The 26,988-nt window shown below is 43.1% G+C and carries 30 protein-coding genes; 6 read left to right on the forward strand and 24 right to left on the reverse strand.

Translation table 11 applies throughout. The features are described from left to right. The first annotated feature begins 3 nt into the window (after positions 1-3). Both ACE4RR_RS03940 and ACE4RR_RS03945 read left to right on the forward strand, forming a co-directional pair. Complete coding sequence (locus tag ACE4RR_RS03940) at positions 4-852, forward strand: AraC family transcriptional regulator (RefSeq protein WP_375534093.1); 849 nt, start codon at positions 4-6, stop codon at positions 850-852. A gap of 169 nt (positions 853-1,021) precedes the next feature. Then, the gene (locus ACE4RR_RS03945; RefSeq protein WP_375534094.1) at positions 1,022-1,903 is read left to right on the forward strand and encodes a helix-turn-helix domain-containing protein; all 882 of its coding nucleotides are present in this window, start codon (positions 1,022-1,024) and stop codon (positions 1,901-1,903) included. A gap of 133 nt (positions 1,904-2,036) precedes the next feature. Here the strand turns inward: ACE4RR_RS03945 and ACE4RR_RS03950 are convergent, their stop codons facing one another. The 7 genes from ACE4RR_RS03950 to ACE4RR_RS03980 all read right to left on the reverse strand — a co-directional run bounded on the left by ACE4RR_RS03950 (position 2,037) and on the right by ACE4RR_RS03980 (position 8,569). Next, complete coding sequence (locus tag ACE4RR_RS03950; protein ID WP_375534095.1) at positions 2,037-2,690, reverse strand: YesL family protein; 654 nt, start codon at positions 2,688-2,690, stop codon at positions 2,037-2,039. 57 nt (positions 2,691-2,747) lie between these two features. Continuing rightward, a complete protein-coding gene (locus ACE4RR_RS03955; protein ID WP_375534096.1) occupies positions 2,748-3,590 on the reverse strand; it encodes a carbohydrate ABC transporter permease in 843 nt (280 codons plus the stop codon). 2 nt (positions 3,591-3,592) lie between these two features. After that, a complete protein-coding gene (locus ACE4RR_RS03960) occupies positions 3,593-4,537 on the reverse strand; it encodes a carbohydrate ABC transporter permease (protein ID WP_375534097.1) in 945 nt (314 codons plus the stop codon). A gap of 71 nt (positions 4,538-4,608) precedes the next feature. Continuing rightward, positions 4,609-5,973: an ABC transporter substrate-binding protein gene (locus tag ACE4RR_RS03965; protein ID WP_375534210.1), complete on the reverse strand. Its 1,365-nt coding sequence runs from the start codon at positions 5,971-5,973 to the stop codon at positions 4,609-4,611. Between the two features lie 390 nt (positions 5,974-6,363). Beyond that, positions 6,364-6,750, reverse strand: a complete 387-nt coding sequence (locus tag ACE4RR_RS03970; RefSeq protein ID WP_375534098.1) for a DUF4352 domain-containing protein — start codon at positions 6,748-6,750, stop codon at positions 6,364-6,366. A gap of 85 nt (positions 6,751-6,835) precedes the next feature. Next, a complete protein-coding gene (locus tag ACE4RR_RS03975) occupies positions 6,836-7,186 on the reverse strand; it encodes a hypothetical protein (protein ID WP_375534099.1) in 351 nt (116 codons plus the stop codon). 279 nt (positions 7,187-7,465) lie between these two features. After that, a complete protein-coding gene (locus tag ACE4RR_RS03980; protein ID WP_375534100.1) occupies positions 7,466-8,569 on the reverse strand; it encodes an NADH:flavin oxidoreductase in 1,104 nt (367 codons plus the stop codon). Positions 8,570-8,710: 141 nt separating this feature from the next. Between ACE4RR_RS03980 and ACE4RR_RS03985 the strand changes: the two genes are divergently transcribed. Further along, on the forward strand, positions 8,711-9,403 hold the full coding sequence (locus ACE4RR_RS03985) for a response regulator (protein ID WP_375534101.1): 693 nt from the start codon (positions 8,711-8,713) through the stop codon (positions 9,401-9,403). Between the two features lie 100 nt (positions 9,404-9,503). Here ACE4RR_RS03985 and ACE4RR_RS03990 read toward each other — a convergent pair whose 3' ends face one another. From ACE4RR_RS03990 to ACE4RR_RS04010, 5 genes are all read right to left on the reverse strand, one after another. Continuing rightward, positions 9,504-10,961: a protein adenylyltransferase SelO gene (locus tag ACE4RR_RS03990; protein ID WP_375534102.1), complete on the reverse strand. Its 1,458-nt coding sequence runs from the start codon at positions 10,959-10,961 to the stop codon at positions 9,504-9,506. Between the two features lie 214 nt (positions 10,962-11,175). Next, positions 11,176-11,652 carry an SRPBCC domain-containing protein gene (locus tag ACE4RR_RS03995; protein WP_375534103.1) on the reverse strand — a complete coding sequence of 159 codons (477 nt, stop codon included), beginning with the start codon at positions 11,650-11,652 and terminating at the stop codon, positions 11,176-11,178. A 93-nt stretch (positions 11,653-11,745) separates the two neighbouring features. Next, positions 11,746-12,243, reverse strand: coding sequence for an SRPBCC family protein (locus tag ACE4RR_RS04000; protein ID WP_375534104.1), 498 nt, complete (start codon positions 12,241-12,243; stop codon positions 11,746-11,748). Between the two features lie 20 nt (positions 12,244-12,263). Further along, positions 12,264-12,605: an ArsR/SmtB family transcription factor gene (locus ACE4RR_RS04005; protein ID WP_375534105.1), complete on the reverse strand. Its 342-nt coding sequence runs from the start codon at positions 12,603-12,605 to the stop codon at positions 12,264-12,266. Positions 12,606-13,023: 418 nt separating this feature from the next. After that, positions 13,024-13,968: an aminoglycoside phosphotransferase family protein gene (locus ACE4RR_RS04010; protein WP_375534106.1), complete on the reverse strand. Its 945-nt coding sequence runs from the start codon at positions 13,966-13,968 to the stop codon at positions 13,024-13,026. Between the two features lie 174 nt (positions 13,969-14,142). On the opposite strand from ACE4RR_RS04010, the gene ACE4RR_RS04015 reads away from it, so the two are divergent. Next, complete coding sequence (locus ACE4RR_RS04015; protein WP_375534107.1) at positions 14,143-14,901, forward strand: class I SAM-dependent methyltransferase; 759 nt, start codon at positions 14,143-14,145, stop codon at positions 14,899-14,901. 56 nt (positions 14,902-14,957) lie between these two features. Here the strand turns inward: ACE4RR_RS04015 and ACE4RR_RS04020 are convergent, their stop codons facing one another. After that, positions 14,958-15,779, reverse strand: coding sequence for an SDR family oxidoreductase (locus tag ACE4RR_RS04020; RefSeq protein ID WP_375534108.1), 822 nt, complete (start codon positions 15,777-15,779; stop codon positions 14,958-14,960). 310 nt (positions 15,780-16,089) lie between these two features. Between ACE4RR_RS04020 and ACE4RR_RS04025 the strand changes: the two genes are divergently transcribed. Continuing rightward, the gene (locus ACE4RR_RS04025; RefSeq protein WP_375534109.1) at positions 16,090-16,824 is read left to right on the forward strand and encodes a class I SAM-dependent methyltransferase; all 735 of its coding nucleotides are present in this window, start codon (positions 16,090-16,092) and stop codon (positions 16,822-16,824) included. Between the two features lie 307 nt (positions 16,825-17,131). Here ACE4RR_RS04025 and ACE4RR_RS04030 read toward each other — a convergent pair whose 3' ends face one another. From ACE4RR_RS04030 to ACE4RR_RS04080, 11 genes are all read right to left on the reverse strand, one after another. Next, positions 17,132-17,629: a GNAT family N-acetyltransferase gene (locus ACE4RR_RS04030; RefSeq protein ID WP_375534110.1), complete on the reverse strand. Its 498-nt coding sequence runs from the start codon at positions 17,627-17,629 to the stop codon at positions 17,132-17,134. Between the two features lie 61 nt (positions 17,630-17,690). Continuing rightward, complete coding sequence (locus ACE4RR_RS04035) at positions 17,691-18,053, reverse strand: VOC family protein (RefSeq protein WP_375534111.1); 363 nt, start codon at positions 18,051-18,053, stop codon at positions 17,691-17,693. Between the two features lie 71 nt (positions 18,054-18,124). Continuing rightward, entirely contained in the window at positions 18,125-18,475 is a 351-nt protein-coding gene (locus tag ACE4RR_RS04040) for a DUF2200 domain-containing protein (RefSeq protein ID WP_375534112.1), read from the reverse strand. 55 nt (positions 18,476-18,530) lie between these two features. Continuing rightward, the gene (locus ACE4RR_RS04045) at positions 18,531-19,007 is read right to left on the reverse strand and encodes a P-loop nucleotide/nucleoside kinase family protein (protein ID WP_375534113.1); all 477 of its coding nucleotides are present in this window, start codon (positions 19,005-19,007) and stop codon (positions 18,531-18,533) included. A 111-nt stretch (positions 19,008-19,118) separates the two neighbouring features. Next, positions 19,119-20,657, reverse strand: coding sequence for a flagellar hook-associated protein 2 (locus ACE4RR_RS04050; RefSeq protein ID WP_375534114.1), 1,539 nt, complete (start codon positions 20,655-20,657; stop codon positions 19,119-19,121). Between the two features lie 141 nt (positions 20,658-20,798). Continuing rightward, entirely contained in the window at positions 20,799-21,167 is a 369-nt protein-coding gene (locus ACE4RR_RS04055; protein ID WP_375534115.1) for a flagellar protein FlaG, read from the reverse strand. Between the two features lie 158 nt (positions 21,168-21,325). After that, positions 21,326-21,526 carry a YjfB family protein gene (locus tag ACE4RR_RS04060; RefSeq protein ID WP_375534116.1) on the reverse strand — a complete coding sequence of 67 codons (201 nt, stop codon included), beginning with the start codon at positions 21,524-21,526 and terminating at the stop codon, positions 21,326-21,328. A 90-nt stretch (positions 21,527-21,616) separates the two neighbouring features. After that, positions 21,617-22,456 carry an alpha/beta hydrolase family protein gene (locus ACE4RR_RS04065; RefSeq protein ID WP_375534117.1) on the reverse strand — a complete coding sequence of 280 codons (840 nt, stop codon included), beginning with the start codon at positions 22,454-22,456 and terminating at the stop codon, positions 21,617-21,619. Positions 22,457-22,555: 99 nt separating this feature from the next. After that, entirely contained in the window at positions 22,556-23,653 is a 1,098-nt protein-coding gene (locus tag ACE4RR_RS04070; protein ID WP_375534118.1) for a flagellin N-terminal helical domain-containing protein, read from the reverse strand. Positions 23,654-23,868: 215 nt separating this feature from the next. After that, on the reverse strand, positions 23,869-24,093 hold the full coding sequence (locus ACE4RR_RS04075; RefSeq protein ID WP_375534119.1) for a carbon storage regulator: 225 nt from the start codon (positions 24,091-24,093) through the stop codon (positions 23,869-23,871). A gap of 578 nt (positions 24,094-24,671) precedes the next feature. Beyond that, complete coding sequence (locus ACE4RR_RS04080; protein ID WP_375534120.1) at positions 24,672-25,766, reverse strand: flagellin N-terminal helical domain-containing protein; 1,095 nt, start codon at positions 25,764-25,766, stop codon at positions 24,672-24,674. A 740-nt stretch (positions 25,767-26,506) separates the two neighbouring features. Between ACE4RR_RS04080 and ACE4RR_RS04085 the strand changes: the two genes are divergently transcribed. Beyond that, entirely contained in the window at positions 26,507-26,980 is a 474-nt protein-coding gene (locus ACE4RR_RS04085) for a competence protein ComK (protein ID WP_375534121.1), read from the forward strand. Positions 26,981-26,988 lie beyond the last annotated feature (8 nt).

A 26,988-nucleotide genomic window follows, 5' to 3' on the forward strand; every position in this document is an offset into this window, starting at 1 on the left:
CCTATGAGATTTGTCAAAAAAGGAACGAACGATAACAATTCTCCGTTAACGTTTGTTTATAAAGGAAAAAAAGGAAACCACGAGGAGCTCCCGAATCATATCCATGACTGGTATGAATTAATTTATATAAATGAGGGAGATAAATGGTTTTTTATCGATCAGAATTTTTATCATTTTCAGCCCGGTGATATTCTGCTTGTCCCGCCAAATACCATTCACCGGGCGATCCTGAAAAAAAACGAATTCATCGTAACGACTGTGATGTTCTTTTCTCCAAAAATCATCACACAGTGGCTGCCCACAAGCGAGAATACATTTCTTAATTTATTTAATCAGGCCAGAGCAGAAAGAGAATATCGGTACCGCATGGAATTGAATCATTTGCTGGAGTTTGAAAAACTACTTGAGGAAATACATGAGGAATATGAAGGCGGAAAGGACGACCGCTATGAATATCTGCTGGTTCAGCTGCATTCGCTTCTTTTGTTCATCAACCGCTGCTGTACCTATTCGCATACGCAGAACGCCAACAGGAAGTCTGAATGGATCTATCCGATTCTTACCTATATTGACGAACGAACTTCTCAGTCGTTGAGCCTCGAGGAATTGGCTCAGCATGTCTCTGTCACCCCTGCCTATCTCAGTAAAGTATTTAAACAGACTCTCGGAATGACCTTAAGTGAATATATCACTACAAAGCGTTTAAAGCTTGCCAAGGACATGCTCTGCCAAACGAGTGAAAATATCGAGACGATCGCCGAGAATTGCGGATTTTACAGTATGCCTCACTTTTACCGGACGTTTAAAAAGCATACACAGTTAACCCCCCGTCAATACAGGCAGAGAGGCTGAGACTTTCGATTCGACATTATGGCCCGCTCCCAGGAAACTCCCTATAAAAACCGGCCATTGGACCTGCTGGTATAATAAAGAAAAACTTGGTACCGGGTAGTAAGAAGGTGCAGGTGGTGTGAAAACAGAAGTAGTATGAACAACTATTGAATGAACAGGAGGAGGATTCATGGCTATTGCAGGAAATTTCCCTGATCCGCTGGAACTGCTATATTTTCAAAATTCAAAACAGGAAACAGATTTTCACTCTCATGAAGATTACGAAATTTTTTATTTTCATGGAAGTAAATGCAACTACTTGATTGGAGACCGAATCTTTAATTTAGCTCCTGGGGATTTAATTTTGATGAATGGATTAACCCTTCATTCACCTCACTTATTTGACAGTGAAGATTATATACGTACGGTGATTCATTTTGACCAGGGGTACTTTCGTGAGGTTCTGCGTACGATGGGAAAAGATTTTCTTCTTGAACCTTTTTCTTCACTTCAATTTTACCGGTTCCGCCTTCGCGGAAAAGAGAAAAAAGCGATAGAGCAATTTTTTGAGAAAATGCATTACTATAACACACAAAAAGATCCCATCTCCGGATACCGGATGCAGATTGCCTTCTTGGATTTGTTAGCACATTTATACTCATTCTGCCGCAAGCCTCTTGAAGATAATAAAGAAGTCCTTTCAGAAAAAGAGAAGAATGTACAAAAAGTAATATCGTTCATTGAAAGAAGATACCAGGAGGAACTAACGCTTGAATATATAGCGCAGGAGCTTCATTTAAGTAAATTTTATTTATCTAAAATATTTAGAGAAGTTACAGGCCTCACTATCTTCAACTATCTCTACCAAAAAAGGATTAACCAGGCCAGAGTTGAATTTCTCATTTCGGAAGATATTTCGATGACAGAGGTGTGCTATAAGCTGGGGTTTAAATATCCATCCCACTTCAGCAAGGTATTTAAGAGTATTACTGGGCTTACCCCGCAGGAATACAAAAAGAGTCTGGAAGCTAGAAAGGGCTCGTCAAGAAATAAACTGGAAAATAATAATTAAAACGCGAAGATGAAATATATTGGAAAGTTCGACATTTCATAATTTATTGATAATCAGACTACCCTGCCCCCCCTGCCCAGGCAGCCTTCGAGCGGTCTCCAAAAAAGCAACACTGGTATCCAGCATTATACTCTCAGTAAAAGGCGACTTCCTTCTTCCCGCTGGTTTCTTCCCGCTGTCCGGCATGTATTTTTTTAAATATTTTCAAACTAACATACATGATAATCGAAGCTGGGAGGCTCATGAAATAAAACACCATCACGACAGGAAATAAACTATACATATAATACACAGCGAATAATAAGAACAGCAGTAACGCAGCATAATGAAGGTGGGCGATTCCGATCGTCAGCGAGTGACGGATGTAAAGGTGAAATGAACCTTGAAAATGGCAGAACACGGGAAATATAAATAGTGCAATAATACCGGTGAGACAAGCTACCATCCCAAGGATAACTTTTGGTACGATCGTGCTTTCGGCAAGAACCATGGATACACCGCTGAGATAAATCGTTCCCGCGCTGAACACCAGCACTATTCCAATGAGGTTTGCAGGTACAAACTCTTTTTTATAGTGGTGAGTAAACGTCCTAAATATGGAGTCCACTTCTTCCTCAGCCATAAATAATTTTCGTAGAACGGAGAAGGAAGCAGCCGTGGCAGGAGCCCATCCAAATATACCAAGGCCGGCGATTGTAAAAACCATCCATAGTAAATTAATATAGGACAGGTGCATCAACCATTCAAAAAACGAAGCTGCCCCATCCCTCATACCGCGAATGTTCATTAGAAAAATCCTCCTTTGATAGAGGGAAGCCTTTCAGCTTCCCTTCTTTTTCAGGCTCTACTTTAAGCCGGTCGTTGCCACGCCCTGCACAAGGTATTTTTGGAAAAACATAAACAGGAGAAACTGCGGAAGCAGCGACAGGGAGGACATAGCGAGCAATGGTCCCCAGGCAGTCGCATCACTTGAATCTAAAAAGTTTGCCAGCGCCAGAGCGACTGTATATAATTCCGGACTGTTTAAATAAATCAGAGCGGAAAAGAAGTCATCCCAGCTCCACATGAAGGAAAAAATAGCAACCGTGACAAGCGCCGGCTTCGTTAATGGCAGAATAATTCTCCAAAATATTCCGTAGGTGGTACAACCATCAATTACCGCGGCTTCATCCAGTTCTTTTGGGATACCCCTGATAAACTGGATCATCAAAAAGATGAAAAATGGGATTCCTCCGATAAATGCCGGCACGATCAGCGGGTAAAAGGTGTTCACCCACCCTAAATTATAAAAAATGATATATTGAGGAATCAGAGTTACCTGCATCGGCAGCATTACAGTCGCCAGCAGGCATGCAAATAATGATTTTTTAAATTTAAAATTAAGCCTGGCAAAAGCAAAAGCCACCAGGGAGGAGGAAAATAACGAGCCAATCACTACCATGCCCGTAATTAATAAAGAATTCGTAAAGAAAACTTCAAATCCTACTCTGCCGAACCCTTCCCAGCCTGTCGCATAATTTTCCCAACGCAGAACGGATGGAATTAAGGAAGCCGCATTTTGAAAGATTTCTGCTTCCGGCTTCAACGAGCTGGCAATCATCCAAATGATGGGGTAGATCATCACGAATCCGAACGCAATGACAAAGGAATGATAAACGACACTATTAATGGTTGAATGCTTCTTCATCGTTAATTGTCACCACCTGACTCGTAGTAAACCCACGACTTTGATGATTTAAAAATCAGAGCAGTAAATATTGCAATAATCACTAACAAAATCCACGCCATTGCAGAAGCATATCCCATTTGGAAGTTTTGAAAAGCCCTCTCATAAAGATACAGCGCAAAAAATAAGGTGCGGTCAAGCGGTCCACCGTCTGTAATGAGATAAGCCTGCGTAAATGTTAAAAACCCTCCAATGGTCTGCATAACTAGATTAAAGAATATCACCGGTGTAAGCATGGGAATTGTAATTCTAAGAAATTGTGCGATAGTATTAGCCCCATCAACAGAGGCCGCATCATACAATTCCTGCGGAATCTGACGCAGACCGGCTAGAAATATAATCATGGGAGAGCCAAACTGCCAGATGACCAGTAAAATAATGACGGATAAAGCGTGGTCCGGGCTGGCGATCCAATTCTGACCCTGTATACCTAAAAATGATAGAAAATCATTGACCGCTCCATCAGATCCGAACAACTGGCGCCACATCACAGCTACAGCCACACTCCCGCCAATAATGGAAGGAATGTAATAAACGGTTGTATAGATGCCGGAACCGCGGTGTCCTGTGTTAAACAACATCGCAATAAATAAGGCAAATGCCAATTTCAGAGGAGTAGATATAAACACAAAAACTAATGTCACCTGTATCGCTGTCCAAAAGCGTTCATCATTGGTAAACATATGGATATAATTAGAAAAACCAATCCAGCTTGGACTAGACAGCATATCGTAGTCGGTGAAGGATAAATAAAGGGACATGATCATCGGCCCTATCACAAAGCCTATAAAGCCAATTAACCAGGGAGATAAAAATGAATATGCGATTAGATTATTCTTTAAGGATTTTTTCTTTTGATAAGTAGATTGTGCTGGGATTGACGTTTGTTTTAACCGCTTTAAAGCCATACGTACCTACACCTCGTTTTAAGTGAAGATGATCAGCCTCTGTGAAAATTCCAGAGGCTGAATTACATCTATTAATCAGCTAGTACCTGCTCTGCTTCCTCTCTGAATTGCTCAGCAAATTCTTCTACCGTGATCTCGCCATATTCTACTTCCTCGAGTCCCCGCTCGAAGATGCCTTGAATTTCCCCTACACCAGATGGCTCCGGCGGATGAATAGGGCTGGAGTTCTCTTCTACTACTTCCATGTAATCGAACTGTTTCTGTTCATATTCTTCAAGCTGAGGGTACAGATGATCCTGCACTTCTTTAGAAATAGGCACGCCCCGCTCGGCTGCCAATATTTCATTGGCTTCTTTGTTATTGGTGAAAAAATCAATAAAGAGAGCTGCCGCTTCCTGCTCCTCTGCATTTGATTGAGAAGATGCCGAGAAAAACATACTTGGCTTTACAAAATGCCCATCGGTTCCTCCAGGTTCAGAAGGCAGGAGTGCTAATTCAAGCGGGCGGTCTGCGGCACTCTGAAGTCCGACGATCTGATTGCTGTGCGGCATTAACACCGGAGATTTTTCATGAACAATTAACTCATCCTCCAGTCCCTCTATTTCTGTAGTAATCTGAGGTCCTGGTGCAATCCCCTCTTTAAGGAGATCATCCCACATGTTGTAATAATCAATAAATAACTGGTCATCGTCATATCCGAGTCCATTATTGTCTTCGTTATAAAGCCACATATCACGCTGCCTTAAGTAATGCTTAAATCCATGAAGATCCTTTGGGGTTGCCATATACACTTCTTCGCCAAAGTGATTCCTTATTTGATGGGCCGCATCGATATAATCCTCCCAAGTATATCCTGGCTCAAACTCAGGTACACCGGCTTCTTCAAACATTGCAGGATCATAAACAATGGTCAGTGAATTTGCACCTAAATTGACAGCATACAGCTCGTCCTCTACTTCTCCACCTTCCAAATAAATATCATCCACATCTTCAAAGTCTAATGTCCCTTCTTCTATAAACGGATCCAGGTTTTCTATTAAATCTCTCGATTGATATTCCGCCAGATACTGTAAGTCCATTTGAATAACATCGGGCAGATTTTCACTCGCTGCCTGTGTAGCTAAGCGCTCCCAATATCCGTCCCAGCCGGTATATTCCGTCGAAACAGCTATATCGGGATATTCTTCTTCAAATAGATCAATCACCTCTAACGTGCGGTCATGTCTGGTTTGCGAGCCCCACCAAGCTACACGGAGTTCCATCTGTCCTTCCTCCAGCTCAGCCTCCTCGCCGCCACCTTCTTCACCGCCTGCATCGCCCTCAGCATCCTCCGGCCCGCCTTCAGGACCGCCTTCTTGATTCGGTGTACACGCAGCTGCCACTAAAAGAAAAGCGAACAGCATCATAATTGATAATGACTTCGATACCGATTTCATCACTGGATATCATCTCCCCAATATAGGATCATTCCTTCAGGCTAAAAAGTAACCGCTTACATTTTTAGTTTAAAAGATTGATTATTCTGATAAATGACGGAGCTAATTCTTCCTCCCTTATGCCACTGCACTATAGGCCCGGACACACCTAAGTGATCTCCCCTTTCCATATGGATTTGAGTTTCCTTTCGTAGTTTCAGCATATGATATGTACTTTTTTCACGCTGTCTCCACATTAATGAATTCACGCCTCCTTTTATACGAAATTGTCATATAAAAAATAATAGCGGTTGCTGTGGGATTTCCTATTAATTTGTCTATGACAAAAAATAACCAACTTCTGCTTTTTGGATAAAAAAAGGAACAGGAGTTATCCTGATCCTTTTCCTACTATTCTTGTACTTCTATTTCACTATACTCTCCGCCAGACCAGCCAAGACCGGAACTCACTTGTAATGTGAAATTTTCATCTTCAGGTATTTCAAAAGCAATTTTGCCGGTAGTAGACATATTTGGATTAACTTCCTCTAAAAAGAAGCCAGTATCATCATTCAAATTCATATCAGCATCAGTACTAGACTTATATTCAGTTTCTTCGGAGCCAAGCAGACGGAACATTTCCCCATCTATAATTCTCGCTTCAGAATCATTATTGTTAACTGTTATATCAATAACTACAAATTTACCTTCTGTTGTAAGAGTGTCAAAAAATTCATGCTCTATTTCAGATTGTTCACTTACTTCATTTACTGTGAAAGCTAAATCTCCAACTGCCACCCTTTTAAAAATGTAGAAATATCTTTTGACGTCAAACTAAAACCCTTCCATAACGGAAGGGGCCAAGAGTATTATACTCTTACACTTATTCTACTCGATACGTTATATATCCTGTCACGTCCCTACTCGGATTACTTACTTTTTCAACCCAACCATAATACGTACCATCTGCCAAGTTGGTAAAAGTTGTGTAGTTCTTCTCATACGTTACAGGTTTGGTGTTTGTGCATGCTGAAAAACTGCTCAAACGCACTTTCAGCGTATCCGATGTTCCCCAATTATTGATAAAGACCGTGACATCAGCACCATTAGTGGCTGTAAAGCTTCCAGCGTCCCATTCGTCGTTTCCTGTCGTAAACTTGAAAGGTCCAGCAGCCGATACAGTCCCAGCAGCAGTACTCAACATGATCGCAGCCAAAGCAACAAAAGCAACCACTGCTTTGGCCTCCCTTTTCCTCATATTATTCACTCCTTAGTTTTAATATTCCCCTTCAATAAAAGACAAATAGCTCCTTCCAAAATTTGATAAAAATCTGACAATAGTAAAAAAGAACTAGTTATCAAGAGTCAATTCACCGGAACTTTTATCATGCTGTGAATATTGAATACTCTTATGTTTTCTGAGTGATTCCCCTGTTGATTAGGTCCCCCCTCCCCTGAAAAAAAAGAAACACAATTCCTGCCCTGAGCAGGGAATTGTGTTTCTTCGGCTATATTAATGCAATGTTTGAAGGGCTTCTTTATTAAATGGCAGTAGATCCTGGATCTTGCCGTCACGGACCTTTTTCACCCATTCCGGGTCCATTAATAAAGAGCGGCCAATGGCTACAAGATCAAATTCGTCCTCATCAAGCTTTTGGATGAGGCCGTCCAGGCTTGTGGTGTTGGCACCGGAGAAGCTTGTGAATTCTCCGTCGAGTCCGACCGATCCAACAGCTATAACCGGTCTGCCTGTCAGTTTCTTTGTCCACCCGGCTAGATTTAAGTCAGATCCCTCGAATTCGGGTTCCCAGAAGCGGCGGGTGGAGCAGTGGAATATATCTACACCTGCTTTTAGAAGTGGCTGCAGGAAGCTTTCTAATTCAAACGGTGTTGTGGCTAATTTCGCCTGGTAGTCACTCATTTTCCATTGCGAAAACCGAAAGATAATCGGAAAATCAGGTCCAACCGCGCTGCGGCATGCTTCTATTATCTCAACTGCAAAGCGAGTGCGGCTGATAATATCACCGCCATAGCGGTCGGTCCGCTGGTTTGTTTTTTCCCAGGAGAATTGATCGATTAAATAGCCGTGCGCACCGTGGAGTTCAATACCGTCAAATCCAAGGCGTTTTGCATCAGCTGCAGCCTGGGCATAAGCTTCTACTAATTCGGCAATTTCATTCTCCGTCAGTGGTTCTGTTAGTTGTTCGCCGTCGAGGCTGAGGCCTGACGGTCCGACGGGCTGTGCTTCTTTATTAGGGAGATCCCCGTCTTTTCGGGTCATCCCCACATGCCAAAGCTGAGGTACAATTTTCCCTCCGGCTTGGTGAACTTCTTTTACTACATTGGCCCAGCCGTCCAATGCTTTTTCGCCGTAAAACACGGGGATGCTTACCCCGGATACTGAAGCTGGATGATTTACCCCTGTTCCTTCTGTGATGATTAAACCTACTCCATTTTCTGCACGGCGCCGGTAATAGGCTGCCACATTCTCTCCCGGCACACCATCCGGTGAAAAGCCGCGTGTCATCGGCGCCATCACTGTACGATTTTCCAATGTTAGATTTTTACTCGTAAATGTTTCAAATAATGGCGCTGTAGATATATTTGTTTTACTCACGGTTATGTCCTCCTTTTCCTTACTGCCATTAGTATTGTTACAAATTCCATTAGGAAAGGAAAGAGATCTGCCTGCCTGCAATGAAAAGCAGCTTTATTTTGATATAATATGGTTATCTAAATTCAAGTAAAGGGGCACCTTATGTTTCGGGTTTTATTAATGGAAGACGATGCTGCGTTGTTTCGTGAAATAAAGGAAGTGCTGGCCTCCTGGGAATGTAAAGTTTTTCAGCCCGATTTTCAAAATGTAATGAAGACGTATGCGGAGCTGGAGCCTGATTTGGTTATCATCGATATTCAGCTCCCGAAATTTGATTGCTTTCACTGGTGCCGGCTCATCCGTGAGCACTCCAATTTACCTATTATTTTTCTTTCGTCACGGGATCATCCTACCGACATGGTGATGTCGATGAACCTCGGGGCAGATGACTACATACAGAAACCATTTCATTTTGAAGTGCTGACTGCTAAGGTGCATGCGCTTTTGCGCCGCGTTTACAACTACAGCAGGGAGACGCCTTCCCTGAAAACATGGGCAGGAGCTGCGGTGGACTTAGAACGAAATCAGGTGACCTACAAAGACAGCACCACCGAGACGAAAAATGAAATGTTCATTTTAAGCCTTCTTCTAGAGAAGAAAAACCAGATCGTCACCAGAGAAACTCTGATTCACGCTTGCGGTCGGTCTTTTTCACAGCTACTTTGCCGTACGCTCCGGCTGGTTCTTTTTCGGGACAGAGCTGTGGACGCCGATGTTTATCGTTATGGGTATCTACACAGCTCTATACTCGATCTTCGCGCTTTTGTCGGTTCTTTATTACAAAAAAGTCATTAACGCGGCATTATAATAAATAAGCTCCCATTGGGATATCTAGTCTCAATGGGGGCTTTGGTGATACCTGACGGGCTCTTCACACTGCTTTTCTTGCTTCGAATCACGTTCCGCAATAGGTTTGATAAGGGTAATGAGACGACTCAGGCAGCCTGGCATACTTCTCCTGGTCTGAAGTGTACGCATAGGGACGCGACAGTACTTCAAGCAGCCGCTCCATTACACTGTAGTCCCCTTCCTTTACTGCCGCCTCCAAAGCTTCTTCCACCCGGTGATTGCGGGGGATAACTGCAGGATTCGAAATCTTCATCAATTGAAGGGAGGATTCTCTTGAGTTTTCCTGCCGCGACAAGCGCTCCTGCCAGCGCGCGTGCCACTGCGCAAATTCGTCTGACCCATTCATGGCTGTTTCCGCTGGCTTGTCTAATGTAAGGGCGCGGAACGTATTTGTATAGTCAGCACGATGTTCTTTCATCATCTCAAGAAGCTCTTCGATCAATGATTCATCCTGCTCTTCTTCGTTCTGAAGACCGAGCTTTGCTCTCATGCCCGACAGCCAATGCTGATGATACAAATTTCCATACTTGGAGAGTGCCTCGTTTGCCAGCTCAATCGCCTGCTCCTGCTTTTCATGCATGAGCGGCACAAGGGTTTCAGCGAAACGGGCAAGATTCCACTGCCCAATCGCTGCTTGATTTTGATAGGCATAGCGTCCTTGTACATCAATGGAACTGAATACTGTTTCCGGGTGATATTCGTCCATAAAAGCACATGGTCCATAATCGATGGTTTCTCCGCTGATTGTCATGTTGTCCGTGTTCATCACGCCATGGATAAATCCCACGTGCTGCCAACGGGCAATGAGCTCGGCCTGACGTTTAATAACCTCCTCGAACAACGCTAAATACCGGTTGTCTTTCATTTCTATTTCAGGATAATGACGCTTGATCGCGTAATCAGCAAACAACTTAAGCTCTTCAATGTTACCTTTTCTTGCAGCATATTCAAATGTCCCAATGCGGAGATGACTCGCTGCCACCCTTGTTAAAATTGAACCAGGCAGCTTCGTTTCACGAAAAACCGATTCACCTGTTGTCACCACCGCAAGACTCCGGTTGGTAGGAATACCGAGGGCGTGGATCGCTTCACTAATGATATATTCACGGAGCATTGGCCCGAGTGCCGCCCGGCCGTCTCCGCCTCGAGAAAATGGTGTTCGCCCGGAGCCCTTCAGCTGAATATCAAATCGGTTTCCTGCAGGATTAACCTGCTCTCCAAGCAGCACCGCCCGGCCGTCGCCCAGCATCGTAAAATGTCCGAATTGATGCCCGCCATAGGCCTGCGCAATCGGCTGAGAACCAGCGGGGAGCTCATTTCCTGCAAGAACCTGTACCCCTTCTTCACTCTGCAGCTCCGTGCTGTCAAGCCCTAACGTTTCCGCCAGGGGTTTGTTGAGAATAACCAGCTCCGGAGACTTTACAGGAACAGGCTCAATACGCCTAAAAAACGATTCCGGCAGACGGGCATAACTGTTATCAAAATTCCATCCTTGTTGTGTCATTCTATCTCCTTTGCTTGTTTGTCATTATTTTATTCACAGTTATTATTCTACAAAATTAGAAGAATATTTCCTAAAGATGGATCTTCTGTGTCTCTCATTTTACTATTTATTGATTTTCATACCAAATGATACACATGGTTTCAAAACAAAGCATCCAATACATCTCTGCAAAAAAAAGACGCTTATCTCTGAAAGATAAACGCCATCGTTGTATTTAATTCGACTCAAATGCAGCTCTATAATATTCCCGCAGCACCTCGGCATTAACTGGCCACTTGATCGGCTGATCATTGACGATCTGTTCAAATACATCGAGACATCGATGCCAGCCTGCTGCTATATATACTGCCATGTCTTCATCGTCAAATGTGTGGGTAAAAACCATGCAGCAGCCTTCTTCAACTTCAGTTACAGTCATCTCAACCATATCCTCCAGCTCGCGGAAGCTGAATATGTAAGGTTCCTCTATTTCCGTAATTACTCCTTCATATACTGAACCTTCTCCATCATCGAAATGGATTTTTCCACCCGGTTTGACGTCCATTTCCCCCGTCGCAAAAGGGTACCACTGCGTAAAGGAAGCAGGATTTATTATCGCATGAAAGATCTCTTCTCTATTTTGAGAAAAAAACCGTTCAAACCTCAATGCACAGCGGCTGTTTTTCTTTTGCAGGGTTCCATAATTACTCATGATTTGTTCTCCTTTCAAAATTAGTCAGCTTCCTGCACCTGCACAGAAAACAAAACAGCCGCCACTCCAGTCGGCGGCTGTTTGATGTCTTCATTACCCTTTATAGCTCACTTGTCCTGTCTCCACTAATTCCTTCAATCCCATAAACATCAAATTCCAACCATGCTCGGTGCCGTCGTGGTGTTCTCCCAGTGCTTTTTCGATGTCAGCCTGTGTCCAGTTTTCCTCATGAGGCACGGTGATGTTTTGAATAAAGGTCATTTCACAGCCCTGTGTTACTTCTTTTAATTTTACAGTAATCGTGTCCGCTAAGTCACTGAACTGCGGCATTTGAAATGTAAATACAAGAGTTTTGGGAGGATCCATTTCTAGGTATTCCCCTATCGCCCGGTAATCCTGGCCATTACGATGATCAACAATTTCCCAGGTCCCTCCCACCTGAGGGTCATTTTTTGCGACTTTGTTTGTTCCTTCCAGCGTGAAAAGCCATCTTCTCATCATTTCCGGATTAATCCATGCGTCGTAAACTCTTTCCGGTGCTACGTCAAAACTTCTTGTCATCGTTAACGTTGTTGTGGATGAGTTGGCCATGTAAGCACTCCTTCATTTACTTAATGTTCTTTCTTCTTCTCTTTCATCAGTTCATCTTCAAGAATATCAAAGCGTCTGCTCCAAAATTTCTCATAAAAAAGCAGCCATTCCTTCACCTGTGATAACGCATCCGTATTTAACCTGCAGAGATGAGTTCTGCCACGTACCGTTCTTTCTACCAGCTTAGCTCGTTCCAATACTTTAATATGCTTTGAAATGCCTGCTAAAGATATGTCAAATGGCTGCGCCAGTTCAGAAACCGTCCTTTCCTTTTGTGCCATCATTTGAACCATTTCTCTTCGTGTGGAATCAGCCAGGGCGTGAAAAATTTCATTTAAATCTTCTTGATTATAGTTAACCATATAGTTAAGTATAATTTATTAACAATTAATATTCAACCGTTTAGTTGAATAAATTTCATAAGTTCTGCATCCTTTTCCCTCCACTGAACTGTTTGACGATAGTGAAACGTATGTCGTGAGCGGGTGGCGGAGGGGTGCCGGACATGAGATCCGCTATTTTATCAGCATGGGCTATTTTGGAGGTGGTGGCGGACATCAGGTACGTTATTTGCCTCCATGACGGGAAATATAGCCTTGTTTTTGGCCGATAACGGAACCCAGGTCCGGCAAAACCAAAAAACTGGCTGTTTGGAGCAAATAACGGAACCAGTGTCCGCGGCAGTATTAATCGATCTGGAGTCTTCGCCTTTCGCTACAATCGAATGTTCGTTTTTATATTCAGAATAGCACTTATGAAATTGATTCATTTCACAAATGATTATTTCTTTTCTATCGATTGCAGTTCTTCCAGTAAGTGGTTTGTTGTAACGGATCTTTCTTGTTCGCTTTGTTCATCAAATAGCAGTTGTTCAATAAACTCCCCTATGTCTTCTACTTTTCGCCTTTTTTGATAAAATTGGAGAGCTTCCGAATCGATTTCCACTTTTTTATGGATTTTTTTATAGTAATATAAAAAACGTTCATAATATGGCTGGCCGGTGATACACATGAAATCTGCCTCTATTGGAGCTAATTTCAATCCTTCCCAGTCAATCAACATCAGCTGCCGGTGGCTCTGCATCAGGTTCCAATGATGTATATCCGTATGGCATAATGACATTTTCCATTCCCTATCCTTCATCTGGAACGAAAGCGTTTCAACGGAATCTACTAATTCCTGCAGCGGCTTACGGTAAGCCTGAAGCATGGTTCTTATCTCTTCTGCCAGCAAACTGTCATTTCCCAATATGTCCTGCAGCAATGTCAATAATGGAACTTCAAAATCTTCTTTTATTGCATTCGTTTCGACAGGGATAGTTTCTCCATACATATGAAGTTCAGCGATTATTTCCGCAAGTTCGCGGACCTGCTCATCTGATAACTCTTTTCCCCCAATGGTTTCCCCGTCTATATATTCATACAGCAAATAAATTCCAGCGCTGTCTTCACATTTATTTTCTCCGTACGTGGTGGAAAGAGGAACAGGTATCCTCCCCTTCAAATGACTATTTTCTATCAGCCATTTCATGATGGGAACATATTTATCGATCAGGGCAGTCCATTTCGGTGTGGAGGTTCTGCTTTTTTCATACATCTTTAAGAAGTAGCTGTCAGTATGGCTGGACATTTTGTAAGCAAGGGCCGCCCATCCGCCCTGCTGTTCCACGACATTATCCGTTTCAATACCATAATGACGCCTCATTATTTTTTTCAGCTTGTCCATCAGTGCCTCCCTCTGGATGATACTCCGCATAAATATTTGAAACATTCTAATTTCACACCAGTGGTACTTCATGGTGGCTAATGTGCTTTTACTGTACTAAACTTACATCTAATAGAATTGCTGGTTTATTTTCCGAATATAATAGAGAATATAAAAACAGGAGGCAGCTTTGCTATGAAGGATAGGTGGAATGCTGAGCTATATGATAGGAAGCACTCATTTGTTTCTAATTACGGGGACAGTCTGATTGATATATTAGCTCCGGCACCTGGTGAGAAAATTCTTGACCTGGGATGCGGCACCGGCGATTTGACGAGAAAAATAGCAGATTTTAGTTGCGACGTGTTAGGTATAGATAACTCCCCAACGATGATTGCTCAAGCAAAGAGGAAGTACCCGGCCCTTACGTTTGATGTCCGGGATGCCATAGACTTTGAATACCATCGTGAATTTGATGCGGTTTTTTCCAACGCTGCCCTCCATTGGGTCAAGCCACCTGAAAAAGCGTTACAATGTATTTTTGCCAGTTTAAAAGAAAGCGGGCGCTTCGTTGCAGAATTGGGCGGAAAAGGAAATGTGCAGACCATAACTGATGAAATCACAAAGCAGTGTAATAACCTGTCTATTAATGAACATATGGATCGCTTTCCATGGTATTATCCAAGTATTGGCGAATACTCGTCACTTATGGAGCAGACAGGGTTTAGAGTGACCTTTGCCGAGCACTTTGACAGACCTACTCCCTTAGAAGGGGAGAATGGATTAAGAAATTGGATCAACATGTTTGCCGGCAGCATGCTGGAAGGAGTCAATGATTCTAAAAAAGACACGCTCATAAGCAGAGTAGAACATAATCTAAAAGCTGAGTTGTATCAAAAAGGAAGCTGGACAGCTGATTATAAACGCATTCGTGTCATTGGAATCAAAGAATAAGAATGTGATTGCAAGAGCTGATTCTTTGGACGACGAAGCCAGTAAGTTTAAGAATATTACTCTGAGCTGGAGCGCCACCTTCCGAATCCACCTTCTGAATTTATGATCTGGCCGGTAATCCACGAAGCCTCCTCCGTTAATAACCAGGCAATCAGGCGGGCTGGATCTTCAGGGCGTCCGAATCTTCCGAAAGGAAACTTCGGTTCAATCTTCTCCCATGTTTCCTTATCCAGATAACCCGTGTCTACAGGACCAGGATTTACAGTATTTACCGCAATATTTTGATCGGCCAGCTGATCGGCAATCGTCATCGTAATATCCGCAAGTGCCCCTTTGGCAGAAGCATAAGCAACCTCACCGGGCATCGGCCCAAGCCTTTGTCCCGATGTCATAAAAATAATCCGTCCTCTTCCCGATTGTGCTTCATGCTGTTTGGCAAAGGCCTGCGCTAAAAGTATCGACGATCTGGTGTTCACCGCCCAATGCTTGTCCAGCATTTCTACGCTCAGCTCGCCGATCGCTCCATCACTGCCACTGAGAGCATGGTTACAGACTAACGCATCAATGCGGCCGGATTTATTTCTTACTGACTCCATTACTTGCTGAGGAGCTTCCGGATCCTGGAAATCTCCTGTTACCTCATGCAAGGAAGCACCATCAATAAGCTGTTCTTTAATCCCCTTGAACACAGCATTCAAATCATCGGCACCCCACTCCTGTTCATGATCATGAGACTGAAAATGATGAACCACAAGACTGGCTCCCCACGCTGCAGCCTGGCGGGCAGCTGCGTAGCCTATGCCCTGTCTGCGGCTCACACCTGTAATGAACACCTTTTTCCCTTTCAACGGATGTAATTCTCTATGTAAATTGGTCATAATATGAGTTCCTCGCTTCTGTTTAACTTCTTATTTTAGTTTTTGAATAATCTCTTTGTACACTACCTGTTTTGCCAGGTGCTTATCTGAAAGCTCCTTTTTCCGGTGGCATTCCTTCCATACCTTCGATGATTATGAGGTAATTTTCTTGTATAAAAAAGGTTGAGATTTAACCAGCCACCTTACTTACTATATACTATAATTATTAAATGAGGGGATGATTATTATGAAAACTATGATGATTTCGAATAATGAAACCGGCTTAAGAATGAAGCATTGTGATAAACCGAATTGAAGGAGGTTTTAATACTTGCCTGACAAAATATTTGCTGATCAACGACTCGCAGATGTTTATGATTATTTTGATTCATCTGAACGTCCGGATCTTGACCCTTACTTGAAACTAGCAGAAGACTTCAATGTCCAGACCGTCATTGACCTTGGCTGCGGTACCGGCAACCTCGCGTGCAAACTTGCTGCACGCGGGAAGGAAGTCATTGGAGTAGATCCTGCCGCTGCTTCTCTTCATGCAGCCAAACGAAAAACATATGCAGACATGGTGAAGTGGGTTAATGGAACAATAGCCGAACTCCCAGATGATGTAAAAACCGATCTCATCACGGTGACAGGAAATGCCGCCCAAGTCTTTCTGACGGATGAGGAGTGGCTTTCAACTCTCAGAAAGTGCCGCAGTCACCTGGTTCGGGGTGGCCGTTTGGTTTTCGAAGTCCGTAACCCTGAAAAAGAAGCATGGAAGAGCTGGCAGCGGGAGTCTTCCTCTGATGTAATCGACGTTCCTGAAAAGGGGAAAATTGAGACGTGGAGTGAACTTCTTGATGTGCAATACCCTCTCGTTTCCTTTCGCAACACCTTTGTGTTTCACAGCGATGGTACCGTGATTACTTCTGAATCGACATTAAGGTTTCGCAGCAAAACAGAGGTTATTGATTCTTTGTCCGAGGCACACCTGATTGTGGAGGATGTCCGGGATGCGCCGGATCGTCCGGGCTTGGAATTCGTTTTTATTGCAAGAAATCCAGATTAAAACAAAGCATGGCCGCTTTTTCTCAGGAACGGGGAAAGCGGTTCTGGTTTATTTTCCAGGTAAGAGAAAATCCTTGCCATTTTTTACTTTTAACACCCTAATTATAATAAGTAGATTTATACTTATAGTTGGTTAGATAGTGATTTTAAATGATTGGTACTTCTACCGATATACAACCATTAGGTCAGTTGTTTCGAAAAGATTAGGAGAGTCAATCCAATTGATTAGTTGATTGAAATCTGACGGTCGAAATATTTTAGTTTCACCACTATCTGTTTAACTCTATTGCTAGTTCTAAAAACTTCTTCTAAAGAATCAAAACCATTAAGTCTTCATCAAAATATGTATCATCTAATTTTATTGATCTTTTATCTTTTCCATATATTTTGAACCCCAACGAGGAATAAAGCCTTTTGGCTGGATCATTTGTAGAAACCACCGTTAAATAGATCTGTTCAATTTCTTCTAATTCTTCTGCCTTCTTAATTGCTTCGAGTAATAAAGACTTTCCAGCACCATTCCCACGCTTGTCAGGAGAAACGTACATGGCGAAAATATTCGTTCTATGTTTTAGTTTAAGCTTTTTTTCTTTCACTAAAGTAACCGTCCCGATAAGCTCTTTATTTTCAAAGGCACCGAAGGTAAACAAATCCTGAGATTGAAACCTCTCCTCATACTTTTCAACGGAATGATCTTTCTCCTCCTCATAGCTGGAAGAAAATGCTTCAGGGCTGTTTTGTAAGGCTTCAAACCTTAGTTGAAGAGCGTTCCCAGCATCTACTGGATTTAAAAGTCTAATTTCCATTATTCTCTCCCTTTTTATAGAAGTTTTGTCTGTTCATGGTCTTCACTATTCTTGTGACAAACTACGGATTTTGATTATCATCCTGAACCACGCAAAACTTGTTGCCGTCCGGATCCGCCAGGACAATATAGTCTGCGTCGATTTCATATTCCCAATCAACCTTTGAAGCTCCTATTTGAAGAAGCCTCTCTACTTCGGTTTCTTGACTGTCTGTAAATAGATCTAGATGGTGACGTTGATGCTTCTGCGAATCAGATGTAACAACAGAAATCGAAAGTTGGATGCCAGTACCTTTTTTGGGTATCAGAATAGCCCAATCTTCATCCGGTTCATATTTCAGCCGGTAGTCAAGTGCCTCACTCCAAAACTGTATCGCTGCATGCAGATCCCTAACTCCCCAAACAATAGCTCCAATATTAAGCAAAAACATCACCTTCTTTTTTAATTTTGTGTTTATTTTATCTACAACTAGAATCAGTGATTCTACGTTTTTTATTATTTCCGCAGTATTTTCTCCATCGCTTTTCCTTTTGCTAACTCATCAATCAGCTTATCCAAATAGCGAATTTCCTGCATCAATGGTTCTTCGATATTTTCTACTCGGATGCCGCAGATGACACCTTTGATCAGATCCCGTGAAGGATTCATTTGAGGGGCTTGTGCAAAGAAGGTCTCAAAGTCTGTCTTTTTTTCCAGTTCTATTTCTAAGTCTTCCTGGCTGTATCCTGTCAACCAACAGATAATTTCATCGACTTCTGATTTCGTGCGCCCCTTTTTTTCCGCCTTCGTAATATAATGGGGATAGACACTCGCGACACTCATTGTATAAATTCGATGTTTTTTCATGAAATATCCTCCTTAATTATTCAGTTAAATTGTGATTATATTTTCTCAAGTTTTGTTATTCAAGCTCTTCTGGTGAAGGGGGTTCGAAGATTTGTATCCACTCTTTCAGTGTAGCTTCGGGGATAACAAAAGTAGAATCTGGTTTCTCAGCATTTCTAGTCTTTAGACGTTTAATTAACTCCTCTTCAGAAATATCGTTATAATGGATTTTAAAATCAGCTCCCAGTTCCTTGGCACGGGAACGAAAATCATCTCGCTCACTTCTGCTCCAGAATCCAAAATCCAGTATTACATCAACGCCAAGAGTTAATATTCTAGCCGCAACATCCCACATCATAGATTCCACTGCTTCGTGTCTAGCATTATGTATGGTCATGTCCGAATCGGTCATATTATACCCGAAATCATGGCCTAATCGCGTATGCCATTCATCGGGAGTAAGCCGCAGAGCGGAATATTTTTTTTCAAGTTTCCTAGCAAGGGTAGTTTTGCCGCTGCAGGGGAGACCGACCATTAAATGGAGCTTTGCCATGTAATATCATCTCCTTTTCTATATTAATAAATATACAATATTCTTCAGACATACATTTTACTTTATTAATAAAAAAAACCAGGGTGCGCGCTGCACCCCGGTCTGCCTGTCTTACATTCCTCCGCCCATTCCCATGCCGCCCATCTGCGACATCAGCATTTGAGACTGGTTGTTTGCCTGAGCGATGGCCTGTTCCATTTGTGTGAATTGGTTCCAGTAGCGTTCTTCCGTTTGGGCAAGACGCCGTTCGAAGTTGGACATTTGGTCATCGAGCTGGGACATTTCACGGCCGATCGTGAATTGCTCCTGCGAGACAGTGGTCGGCCCGCCGGCGCGGGTGGATACTTGTTCAATGGCACTGTCCACGGAATCGCGGACGCGCTGGGCGATGCCCTGTTCTTCATAGCTGTCGCCATCCGCGGCAAACAACTGGTGCACCGCCTGCGGATCCTGTTCTACGGCAGCGCGCAATTTATCTTCATCCACCTCAAGCTTACCGCGGTCCCGATAGTTGTTAGTGGTCGTAATACCTATTTCAGTCAGCTGTGAAAATGCAGCACCGTCCCCGGTTTCGACTGAACCATACATATCCTGGCGCATCGTATCCAGCGCACCGGATAATAGACTGTCTCTAGCAAGCAGCCCGCTTTGGGAGCGTTCGTCCCATTTTTCCTGTTCAGATTCAGACATTTCCTCACGCTGTTCATCGGTAAGCGGAGGATAGTCGCGGTACACCTCTTCAGTCAGTTTGCCGTCAATCAATTCAATCATCTCATTGTATTTGCCGACAAAGTCGGTGATAGTCTCAACAATCCTATCGGTATCCGTGCTGATATTTGCCTGCACTGGCGTATCCGCAAACGTATCCTTAAGTGTAAATTCGACGCCGTTTTCAGTAAACGTATTCGAGCGGCGTTCCGTTTCAATGCCGTTCATCGTGAATTGCGCGTTTTGCCCGCCCTGTTCCTCTGCCTCATCGAGGTTTAAAACATCAGTTAAAAAGCTGCCATTGAAGGACATTTCCGGAGCGCCGTCTTCACTGAATTCCCCGGTTTCTGAGCGGGTGAGAGACATCTGTCCGGAAAATTCATCATAAAACGCATTTACGCCGACATCCGATTGATTGATCGCACCAATGACATCCTGCAGGGAATCAGAGCCTTCAAACGTAAACGTTTCAGTCACTTCTTCCCCGTCTGCATTTACTGTAGCGATATCAAACGAAAACTCGCCGTCAATGCTGTCAAGTTCGTCCGCCAGCGCGTTTGTGGCTGACAGCTGTTCACCAGAGCTGTTTAGTATGTCAGAGGTACTTTTATTTTGAGCCGCAGACGCAAGCTGACTGACTTCAGAGATCGTGTAGCTGCCCTCGCCCGCTTCCGATGAAGCATTCACGCCGACCAGACTTTCATTCGAGCTTGTCGCTTCCTTCGCTCCCATGCTCTGCGAACGAATAATGCCATCGTCAAAGATGGAATCACTGAACGACTGCATTTCCCGGTTCACTTCCCGGTAATTCTCCATTTCATACTGCAGCTTCAGCTGCTCCTGCTGCATTTTGTTCAGCGGCTCGCGCTCCACCTGCATGAGCTGCCGCACCTGACTGTCAATATCGATTCCGGACGCAAATCCGGTCACCCGATTATCCATGCTTCGCTCCTCCTTTTAAAAAGAAAAAGAGAGCAGTACGCACGCTCTCTATTGATTTTGTTCTATTCATATGTATCGGCAATGCTTTCAGGTCCTTTAGAAAAAAGACAGCTTTCTGTAGAAAAGCCGCCTTTTCTCCTATTATATTTTTTCATCAACAAGCAGGCCGAGCTGATCCATAAATGAAGCAATCATGTCCAGAAACTTCTCCGGAGGAATCTCACGGACAATTTCATCGGTATCACGGTTCAGCACCTGCACATAAATGCGGTCAAGATCCTCATGCACATTAAATTTCAACGACGTGTATTCAGCTTCCAGCAGCTTGTTCATCCCATCCACCTGCGACTGAAGATCCGTCGGATACTTTGTTTTCGTGTGAGTATCCATCGCGGCCCGCTGAATTTCTTCAGCCACCGTCCTTTCCTTTGGCGGCTCTTCGCTCCCGCCTGCCTGCTTTGTGACAAACATCTCTTTTGACTGCCCAGCCCCTGATACGTGTAAACCCATGTCCCTTCCTCCATCCCCAATAGGTTTTTTTTTTATATCGGCAATTGAAGGAGGTTCTTTATATTTTTATCGAAAAGCTGTGGCAGAAACCCTATGTAACAGTCTTAATTAATTTCATAAAATAAGCCTCCCCGATAATTGGGAAGGCTAAGGCATGTTCAGATAGAAATATCGAACGACGCCCCTTTATGAGGTTCAGCCGCCTGCTGAACAGCCTGCGTGCCGGACGAAGCCAGCATCTTATTCATAAACTCACTCTGCTGTTCCCCTGTGTCCATCGCCTTTTTCATCACCGACAGGCTTGCCTGCTGCTTCACCTTGCCCTGGCTCATCGCCATCGACATCGCCGCAATATCCATGCTTCCACCCCCATTGCATAGGTTCTATGGATAACATCGGTTAGTTGACGGGGAACTGAAGAGTTTTTCCAGAAAAAGTATGCAGGGTAGTTAAAAATTCTGTTTAAAGAAGCTCGTCGTTTCAGTTAATGCCTTGCGCAGCTCTGGAGATGCGTCCTCGAACGGATGAACTGAATTGAAGGTATGATCTGCCTCTGTTATCACGGCAAGCGAATGCTGGGATGCTGCATCCTTCATTTTCTCCGCGCCCTCGACAAGCCATTCGCTGTCCTGGTCCCCCTGAACAATATGCACCGGGGTCTGCATCGACTGCAGGGAAGCGATAATGTTGAATCGTTCTCTATTTTGTCCAATATCATCAAGCAGCTCAGCTTTAATTGGCATATCCTGGTTTGTACGCTTGTTCGGAATGTAGCCGACGCCATTGCTGCGGATTTGATCTTTCAGCTCGTTGCTTAGAAAATCAACTTCAGAAACACCATTCCACGTCACAACTGTCTTAATCTCTGGATGCTCCGCCGCAAACAAAATGCTGATCGCCCCGCCGCGGCTGTGGCCGATCATACCAATGCGCTCCAGGTCGAACTCCTCTGCGAAAGGGAGCCGCTCCTCCTTCATATGATCAAACAGCACCGCCAGATCCTCCAGCTCGCGCGAATATGTATTCACCGCAAACTTCTCAAGCTCATCAAAATCACTTTCATTCACACCATTGCAGGAAAAATTAAACCGAACCGCATAAAAACCCTCATTCGCCAGCTCATCTGCGACATGAGGAAAAAAGCTCCAATCCTTAAAGCCCTTGAAGCCGTGGCAGATAATGATGACCGGCTTGTTGGAACGTTCCTTTGGGGCATGGACATTGCCACGCAGGTATAAATCATCTTCCAATGGAATGTCGAAGGATTTGTTTTCTATTTGGTTAGACATAAAATAACAGCCTCCTTTTCTGCATCGTATCATATACGAGAGGATGATAGAAAAGAAAAAAAGACCCCAGCCTGTGCTGGAGTCTTGTGGTATATAAAATTAACCAAGCAACTGAAGTACAGATTGTGGCTGTTGATTTGCCTGCGCAAGCATGGATTGTGAAGCCTGAGAAAGGATGTTGGCGCGTGTCATTTCCATCATTTCTTTGGCCATGTCTACGTCACGGATACGGGATTCCGCTGCGGAAAGATTTTCTGATGAGTTATCTAGATTGGAAATGGTGTGATCCAACCTATTCTGTACTGCTCCTAACTTAGAGCGTTCTGCCGAAACGTCTTTTATAGCTGAATCGAGACTCTCGATAGCAGCATTTGCTCCTTCTTGGGAGCTAATATCGATATTGTTTATACCTAGATTATTTTGCCCCATATCATTGATACTTAACTGAATATTTTGGTCTTTATTGGCACCAATTTGAAAATTTGCTGAGCCTGAAGTAATTTCTACATTCCCAACACCATTGTCTTCGGTATAACCTGCATTAGTTTCAATAGTTATACCAAATTTTGAAAAGTTTAAAGTTTGAGCACCATCAGTATTATCGATTTCCTGGGTATGCACATTACTTTCATTATCAGTATAAGACATGGTTAACTTGCCAGTATTTTCTGCCGAAATTGTGTACGTTCCAGCTTTAGCGCCTGAAGTGGTTACTTCCGCAATTCCATTAACATCAAGCACTGTCGTACTAGTTATATCTTGATCTACTGTGCCTCCTAAACCTCCATTTAGAAGTTTTTGATCGTTAAACTCCGTATTTTCTGAAATCCGGTCTATTTCGGATTGTAATTGTTCAACTTCTTTTTGTAGTTCATCACGATCATCATCAGTATTAGTATCATTCGCTGATTGAACAGATAATTCACGCATTCTTTGAAGAATATCATGTGTTTCGCTTAATGCACCTTCCGCTGTCTGAATCATAGAAATTCCATCTTGAGCGTTACGAGAAGCCTGATCAAGGCCGCGAATCTGACCGCGCATTTTTTCAGATATTGCCAGACCCGCTGCGTCATCACCAGCACGATTAATACGAAGACCAGAAGAAAGCTTTTCCATTGAATTCTGCATGTTGCCCTGGTTAACGCCCAATTGACGGTGTGTGTTAAGTGCTGGAATATTATTGTTAATAATCATTTTTACATTACCTCCGTGTTATATTAATGGATTTTTGATGGCACGTCCTTATGCCATCTTTTACAAAAGAACCAAGTGACTAATCATTTCAACGCTTTTGGCTGTGGCTTTATCCGCATCACCCCCGAAAAGAATAAAAAGAGCCGATATAAGGCATGGACAACGCTTCCTGCGAATCCTGCCAATACACCGGCTCTTCCTTGAGCTGATCTCAATTATGAAATGTCTTTTGTTGACGTTTTGTTGGCAGCTTTTTTCGGTGAAACGATATCTTTTCGCCCCACCTGCTGTTCTTCGAATACCTCACCGCGAACTATCGGAATTTCACGCGGCGCATCGATGGCCAGCCGCAGATGGCCGTTCTCACTTTTTACTACCTGTACCTTAATCTGATCATTAATCACAACATACTCACCAGGCTTCCTACCTAATACAAGCATCCTGCTTCCTCCTCGAGCTTTTATTTAATTGTAATAATTTTACATATATCGACGCAAAAAAGATGAGCAAATAAACAACTGCGGATCCCCGCTTTTTTCATGGTAAAAGAAGTTTATCTGCTCATCCTTGAGCCGATACATGCATGAAGTTTTAAATCTATCAAAGCCGCCAATCCTTTGGCGCGCTTCTATCTTTCTTATCTATTATTATTATCGGAAGTAATTGATAGATGTTTAATCAATTTTAATAAATATTGTATAATGTAGAAATTAACGTTTGTAGACATCTACAATAATCGTGACTCTATTAAATAAATAGGTTATCTAAACCAACAGAAAAATACGAAAGGATGAAAATATGAGTCAAGATGAGAATATGGGACGTATAGACGGTCGAGTTACTAACTAAGAAATAGAGCAGCAGCAAATGAAGAAAAAAGTGCACGAAATGAACGATAACATGAAAACGGTACTAAAACGCATGGATAAGCAAGACCAGATTATCAATTTATTATCAAGCAGTAAAATATAATAGAAAAAGACCCCGCAGCGACGGAGTCTTAATCGATTTATTTGTATTAACCACCAAGTAGTTGAAGTACAGACTGTGGCTGCTGGTTAGCCTGAGCGAGCATGGATTGAGAGGCCTGTGCAAGAGTGTTAGCACGAGTATTCTCCATCATTTCTTTTGCCATGTCTACATCGCGAATTCTAGATTCTGCTGCACTTAGATTTTCAGAAGAATTGTCCAGGTTCGAAATCGTGTGATCAAGTCTATTTTGATTTGCCCCAAGTTTAGATCTTTCAGCGGAGACATCTTTAAGCGCTTGACTAATTGTTGCTATTGCTTCGTTTGCTCCTTCTTGGTCGCTAATATCTAGGTCTTCAATTCCTAACCCTTCTTGAGACATATCGTTAATACTCAGATCTATAGATTGGTCTTCATTTGCCCCAATATGAAACGAGGCTGATCCGGCAGTAATATCAATATCTTTATCTGCAAGACTATCTATCTCATAAGCATCGTTAGTTTTTATAGAAATTCCAAAATCGGAAAAGTTTAATGTCTGCTCTCCTTCATCGTTAGAAATAGTTTGAGATTTATCTTCGGCACTATTTTCCAACGTTAGTTTCCCAGTATTATCAGCAGTAAGAGTGTAAGTATCCTCTTTAGCCCCAGAAGTACTTATATCGGATACTCCAGTAACATCAAATGCAGTAGTAGTATCTGAATCCGAATTTACTTTTCCACCTAAGTTTCCATTCAGCAATTTTTGTTCATTAAACTCTGTATTATCTGCAATTCTGTCCACTTCTGATTGTAGTTCAGCTACTTCTTTTTGTAGTTCTTCCCTATCAGAACCTGTATTCGTATCATTCGCAGATTGTACTGATAACTCTCTCATTCTTTGAAGAATATTCTGAGTTTCACCAAGAGCGCCTTCTGCCGTCTGGATCATCGAAATACCATCCTGTGCGTTACGGCTGGCTTGATCAAGTCCGCGGATCTGGCCGCGCATTTTTTCGGAAATGGCCAGGCCTGCTGCGTCATCTCCGGCTTTGTTGATGCGCATACCAGATGATAGTTTTTCCATGGAGCCCTGTTGTGCGTCCTGGTTGATACCGAGCTGGCGGTGGGTGTTCAATGCGGTAATATTGTTGTTGATAATCATAACAAAAAATTCCTCCTTGAATGTGTGTTTTTACGTTCCTTCCACGTCCATGTGGAGAAACGTTCGTATTCATGGGATGATCGGCTTTCCTGTCGGCCGCCAGGATTGCTTTCTCATCCTTACACACGTTATATCGGAGAAACCGGGACAATGTTTAAGTCTTTTTTCATGTTTAATTGAATCAATTTCATAAGTGCTATTCTGATTTAACGCGAACATTAAATTGAAGCGTAAGGCAACGACTGCAGGTCGACTACAACGGGCCACCTCCTGTGGCAAACCTCGACACTAGCACGTCCTATGTTTTGTGGGATAAGCTATATGAATAATTTCTCCTCTACCACGCATAAGAGATGGTTGATCAGAGTGGAGCAAGCGAGACGCCTGCGAGAAAAGCAACAGCTGAAAATCCCGCAGGCAGCGATCAGCTGCCGAGGAAGTTGAAGCGTTGCCCGCGGTAAAGAAAAACTTGGCTTGTCGCCAGGAATGGCGAAAGCCTTAGCTTTTCTTATACTTTAATCAATAAAGTTAATCTTTCTAAAGTGCAAGCGAGTTTGCGCAAGGATGATTCAACCTCTCTTGTATATCCCGCATATATCAGGTGTTTATTCCACTAATTTATGTTCACTTTTAGCAAACATAAAGTAGTATTGTTGTAGTCATTTGTGCCTAATATGCCTATAATTATGTCAGAACTTACCACTAAAGTCAGTCATCACCAACGCGAGAGGAGCAGCAGGATGAACAGCAAGGTAGAGGAGAGGTATTTTGTTAGTGAGAAAACAATGGCGTTTGTTCCTGTTTTTGAGGAAACAGCGCAGACGCTCGTGTATGAGCTCGGTGGAAGGGTTGTGTTTACCTCGATGACACCGCGCGAAATCATGTCCTATGCCTGTATGGAGCGGGGATCCACAATGCAGGGAAGACATGATGCGGTGAAGAAACGGCTTGGCTTTAAACAGAAATGGCCGGTTCCAGTTGACCGGCTCGAGGATATTTATGCATTTCCGCTTCAGTCTATCCGAAACCCTCAGAATATTTGGTTGTTTTACCATCACGTGAGGGACGTAAAGGTACATACGAAAAACAGTGCATACATCTTTTTTATGGATGGGCAGCAGCTCAAAGTGCCGGTAAGCTATTATACGGTGCAGCAGCAATTGCTGCGGACGGCACACTGCCAGTCTGTTTTTCAACGCTATAAAACATTTTAATGCAGTGG

The sequence above is a fragment of the Alteribacillus sp. HJP-4 genome (genome assembly GCF_042139015.1).
GTDB lineage: Bacteria > Bacillota > Bacilli > Bacillales > Marinococcaceae > JBHIKY01.

Bases quoted from the DNA above. Each gene is read 5' to 3' on its own strand.
- ACE4RR_RS03940 (WP_375534093.1), top strand. From the start codon at position 4: ATGAGATTTGTCAAAAAAGGAACGAACGATAACAATTCTCCGTTAACG.
- ACE4RR_RS03945 (WP_375534094.1), top strand. From the start codon at position 1,022: ATGGCTATTGCAGGAAATTTCCCTGATCCGCTGGAACTGCTATATTTT.
- ACE4RR_RS03950 (WP_375534095.1), bottom strand. From the start codon at position 2,690: ATGAACATTCGCGGTATGAGGGATGGGGCAGCTTCGTTTTTTGAATGG.
- ACE4RR_RS03955 (WP_375534096.1), bottom strand. From the start codon at position 3,590: ATGAAGAAGCATTCAACCATTAATAGTGTCGTTTATCATTCCTTTGTC.
- ACE4RR_RS03960 (WP_375534097.1), bottom strand. From the start codon at position 4,537: ATGGCTTTAAAGCGGTTAAAACAAACGTCAATCCCAGCACAATCTACT.
- ACE4RR_RS03965 (WP_375534210.1), bottom strand. From the start codon at position 5,973: ATGAAATCGGTATCGAAGTCATTATCAATTATGATGCTGTTCGCTTTT.
- ACE4RR_RS03985 (WP_375534101.1), top strand. From the start codon at position 8,711: ATGTTTCGGGTTTTATTAATGGAAGACGATGCTGCGTTGTTTCGTGAA.
- ACE4RR_RS03990 (WP_375534102.1), bottom strand. From the start codon at position 10,961: ATGACACAACAAGGATGGAATTTTGATAACAGTTATGCCCGTCTGCCG.
- ACE4RR_RS03995 (WP_375534103.1), bottom strand. From the start codon at position 11,652: ATGAGTAATTATGGAACCCTGCAAAAGAAAAACAGCCGCTGTGCATTG.
- ACE4RR_RS04000 (WP_375534104.1), bottom strand. From the start codon at position 12,243: ATGGCCAACTCATCCACAACAACGTTAACGATGACAAGAAGTTTTGAC.
- ACE4RR_RS04005 (WP_375534105.1), bottom strand. From the start codon at position 12,605: ATGGTTAACTATAATCAAGAAGATTTAAATGAAATTTTTCACGCCCTG.
- ACE4RR_RS04010 (WP_375534106.1), bottom strand. From the start codon at position 13,968: ATGGACAAGCTGAAAAAAATAATGAGGCGTCATTATGGTATTGAAACG.
- ACE4RR_RS04015 (WP_375534107.1), top strand. From the start codon at position 14,143: ATGAAGGATAGGTGGAATGCTGAGCTATATGATAGGAAGCACTCATTT.
- ACE4RR_RS04020 (WP_375534108.1), bottom strand. From the start codon at position 15,779: ATGACCAATTTACATAGAGAATTACATCCGTTGAAAGGGAAAAAGGTG.
- ACE4RR_RS04030 (WP_375534110.1), bottom strand. From the start codon at position 17,629: ATGGAAATTAGACTTTTAAATCCAGTAGATGCTGGGAACGCTCTTCAA.
- ACE4RR_RS04040 (WP_375534112.1), bottom strand. From the start codon at position 18,475: ATGAAAAAACATCGAATTTATACAATGAGTGTCGCGAGTGTCTATCCC.
- ACE4RR_RS04045 (WP_375534113.1), bottom strand. From the start codon at position 19,007: ATGGCAAAGCTCCATTTAATGGTCGGTCTCCCCTGCAGCGGCAAAACT.
- ACE4RR_RS04050 (WP_375534114.1), bottom strand. From the start codon at position 20,657: ATGGATAATCGGGTGACCGGATTTGCGTCCGGAATCGATATTGACAGT.
- ACE4RR_RS04055 (WP_375534115.1), bottom strand. From the start codon at position 21,167: ATGGGTTTACACGTATCAGGGGCTGGGCAGTCAAAAGAGATGTTTGTC.
- ACE4RR_RS04060 (WP_375534116.1), bottom strand. From the start codon at position 21,526: ATGGATATTGCGGCGATGTCGATGGCGATGAGCCAGGGCAAGGTGAAG.
- ACE4RR_RS04065 (WP_375534117.1), bottom strand. From the start codon at position 22,456: ATGTCTAACCAAATAGAAAACAAATCCTTCGACATTCCATTGGAAGAT.
- ACE4RR_RS04070 (WP_375534118.1), bottom strand. From the start codon at position 23,653: ATGATTATTAACAATAATATTCCAGCACTTAACACACACCGTCAATTG.
- ACE4RR_RS04075 (WP_375534119.1), bottom strand. From the start codon at position 24,093: ATGCTTGTATTAGGTAGGAAGCCTGGTGAGTATGTTGTGATTAATGAT.
- ACE4RR_RS04080 (WP_375534120.1), bottom strand. From the start codon at position 25,766: ATGATTATCAACAACAATATTACCGCATTGAACACCCACCGCCAGCTC.
- ACE4RR_RS04085 (WP_375534121.1), top strand. From the start codon at position 26,507: ATGAACAGCAAGGTAGAGGAGAGGTATTTTGTTAGTGAGAAAACAATG.